The sequence below is a fragment of the Trichlorobacter sp. genome (assembly GCF_030247655.1).
Classification (GTDB): Bacteria; Desulfobacterota; Desulfuromonadia; order Geobacterales; family Pseudopelobacteraceae; genus Trichlorobacter.
Window position 1 is genome coordinate 1 of the sequence record NZ_JAOTRZ010000290.1, and the last position, 3,029, is coordinate 3,029.

The window sequence follows — 3,029 nt, forward strand, 5'->3', positions numbered from 1 at the left end:
CACTAGAAACACCTGGAGCGCCAGCTGCACCACCATGCCCACCGCCTGCAGCCGGGGCCGCAGCGCCATGCCCCCCCTCTGCAGCAGCAGGGGCTCCGTGAGCATCAGCCCCTTCTTTTTTCTTATCGCCCTTGCCCATCATCATAAATACAACGACACCGGCGATAACCAATACCAGCACTGCCGCCCCAATGATGATAAACAACTTCTTCTTGCTGCCACCCTCTTCCGGGGCTTCGGCTGCTGCCTGTTCTTCTTTTGCCATTCGCTCCTCCACAGTGTGCCATGGTTTCCTGCCTGATGAATGCACAGCATAGCATATTTAAAACGAAAACGAGGTTTTTGCAACTACTCGCAATTATTATTCATGTAGTGCCGATACAATTGCGCCCCCGCCCACCTGCAACTATCTGCAGGCAAACGGGGGCATAATCAACCTATAAGGCGTTAACTAGCTATTAACGCTTGAGATTAAGTACCTCCTGGGTCATCTCGTCAGCCGTGGTAATCGTCTTTGAGTTGGCTGAATAGGCACGCTGGGTCAGGATCATTTTCACAAACTGCGCCGCCATATCGACGTTACTCTGCTCCAAAGAATTAGAATACATCTTTTCAGAACTGCCGTTGGCTCTATTTACTGCCGCAGAAAAGGCAGTTGTAGGCACACCGGCTTCCGCACTGCTTTTAAACAAAGTCCCGCCAACCTTAATCAGCCCCAAAGGGTTGGTAGGATTGACTACAGCTATTGTATGACCAGCATCTCTAACAACAGTATAATTGGCTGTGGTAGCCGGCAAACCGGCACCACTCCCGTTATAGTAGTAAGCATCACCATTATAATCGCTGTAGGTAATTACCCCTTGAGCATCAATCGCCGTTATTTTGGCAAAATCACCAGCTGTTTGTCCGTTAACGTATAAAAAATCTATTGGCGCTCCGGTTGCCGCTTCAAGAGCCACGTACCCGTCAGGATTAACCAGATTATATGCGCTGTTGACCCGAAGAGCACCGGCACGGGAAAGGTACGCTAAATCCTGGGTAGCAATTGCCGCTGTTGTATTAGGGGCTGCGAAGGCAAAAAAGCTGTTGCCCTGGATTGCAACATCTGAAACCACCTCAGTATTTTCAAAGGCACCTTGCGCATAGATATTATCGACTTTTTGAATCTGGACTCCACGCCCTATCTGGGAGTTATTTGGCCCACTAGCAGAGAGCATATCAGAAAAAAGCATACGACCGCTTTTAAAACCAACCGTGTTAACGTTGGCCAGGTTGTTTCCAATCACGTTAATTCCTTCTGCATTGGCCAAAAGTCCTGATACGCCTGAATACATTGCTGATGTAATACTCATTTTGTTGCCTCCTGTTCTTGTTGGAGTTGCGTCTATCGGTCGGCAACTCCTTAGGCTTCCTCAAGAGGACCAGCCCGTTAGGTTCGTTAGATAACTACTGCTGAGTCAATATTAGTGAAAACATTTCCTTTCATCTGACTACGATCCATGGCGGTCACCACGGTCCGGTTCTTGACGCTTACCACCAGAGCCGCATCACCCATCATAACCAGTGAATCTTTACCACCTTTCTGTGCCACACTGTTTACGGCTCCTTCCAGTTGCTTCAGTTGATCATTACTGAATGAGATGTTACGGGCCTTAAGGCGATCCTGGGCATGCTGTGAAAACTTCACCCCTTGGGTCTGATCAAGTACCTTTGAAAAAGGTGTTTCAACAACAGGTTTTATTGGCTGTTGACGGCCTACCTCGCCAGGTTTTCCTATCGGCTGAACCGGATTAGGAAAATAGATCTGATCAATGGTACTCATATAGATCGCACGCTCATAACATCTGCAAAGGGAAGCAGGACGGAACCAATTGAAATATAGGCTACTCCACTTGCAAAGGTGACACCATCAGCCCGGCCGGTTGTGAAGGTGGTGGCTGTTTGTGTAGCACCCACAGCATCCGTTCCAGTGACTGAAAAGCTGTAGGCACCTGAAGTCAGCACGTTTCCCTGACCATCCTTACCATCCCACTGATACGTCCCATTCCCCGCAACTTGTGAACCAAGGTCAACGGTACGAATGGTCTCACCCGATGCATTTTTTATAGTTAGTGTCGTTGCAGTCGTTGCAGCAGGCATTTGATAACTTAACTCTACCGCATTAGTGCCATCAAAATTTAGTTGATCTCCAAGTGCGATAATATCTTTACCTATCAATCCAATCGAGCTTAGTGCCAAATTATTATTCTGTGCAGTCAGCAGGTTATTCAGCGCTGTGGTTGTATTATAGGATTGCTCAACCATTGTCATCTGGGCAAGTTCCCCCATCATTTCAGTAGCATCTTGAGGATTCAGAGGATCTTGGTATTGAAGCTGAGCAATAAACAACTGTAAAAATGCGTCTGAGTCCAAACCAAGATCTGATGCGGAGCTCACTGTCGTACTAGTGGCACTACCCGTACTATCAATTGCTGTAACAGACATAGTAAATTCCTTTCACTAGAATCTAACATCAAGCGTTGATTGATACTGCGGCGCAAAATACTGCATTGGCGCTTCAATTTTTCCAGAATTGGGGTTAGTTCTTGAGGCATACTGCGATGGTGACTGCTGATGCTGTTCCGGCATCATTTGGCGCCAATCCTGCGACTGCTGTGACTGATTACCATTGCTGCTCATAGTTACATTAAATGAATCAACCTTGATATTCTGCCGTGCTAATGTCTCTTTCAGATCATCAGCCTGCTGCAACAGCGCATCACGAACACCTCGGTTTTCCGCCACAATCTCCAGCTTCAGACGATTATCTTCCATCCGCATATTCAGCTGAAGAGTACCCAAGTTTTCAGGCGACAACTTAAAAGAGATCTGGTCATTTCCCTGCTTGATCTCATGGCTGACCAGACGATCTGTCACCTGACGGCCAACCAGCTCTTGTGGGACGGCCTTAAAAGCCTCTGCTGACTCTCCACTTGTTGCATTGACCATTTGTTGACCCGTATGCAGGGTAACTCCATGCTGGTCAGGCA

4 protein-coding genes and 1 pseudogene are annotated in these 3,029 nt (G+C 47.7%); all 5 read right to left on the reverse strand.

The features are described from left to right. Positions 1-265 (reverse strand): annotated as a pseudogene (locus tag OEL57_RS15770) (flagellar basal body protein FliL); the annotation flags it as partial. Positions 266-458: 193 nt separating this feature from the next. After that, entirely contained in the window at positions 459-1,352 is an 894-nt protein-coding gene (locus OEL57_RS15775) for a flagellar hook-basal body protein (protein ID WP_300741788.1), read from the reverse strand. An 86-nt stretch (positions 1,353-1,438) separates the two neighbouring features. Then, on the reverse strand, positions 1,439-1,822 hold the full coding sequence (locus OEL57_RS15780; protein ID WP_300741790.1) for a TIGR02530 family flagellar biosynthesis protein: 384 nt from the start codon (positions 1,820-1,822) through the stop codon (positions 1,439-1,441). Next, positions 1,819-2,484, reverse strand: a complete 666-nt coding sequence (locus OEL57_RS15785) for a flagellar hook assembly protein FlgD (RefSeq protein ID WP_300741792.1) — start codon at positions 2,482-2,484, stop codon at positions 1,819-1,821. The genes OEL57_RS15780 and OEL57_RS15785 overlap by 4 nt, the downstream gene beginning before the upstream one ends. Before the next feature lie 15 nt (positions 2,485-2,499). Further along, the coding region (locus OEL57_RS15790) for a flagellar hook-length control protein FliK (RefSeq protein ID WP_300741794.1) at positions 2,500-3,029 on the reverse strand (530 nt) is incomplete at its 5' end.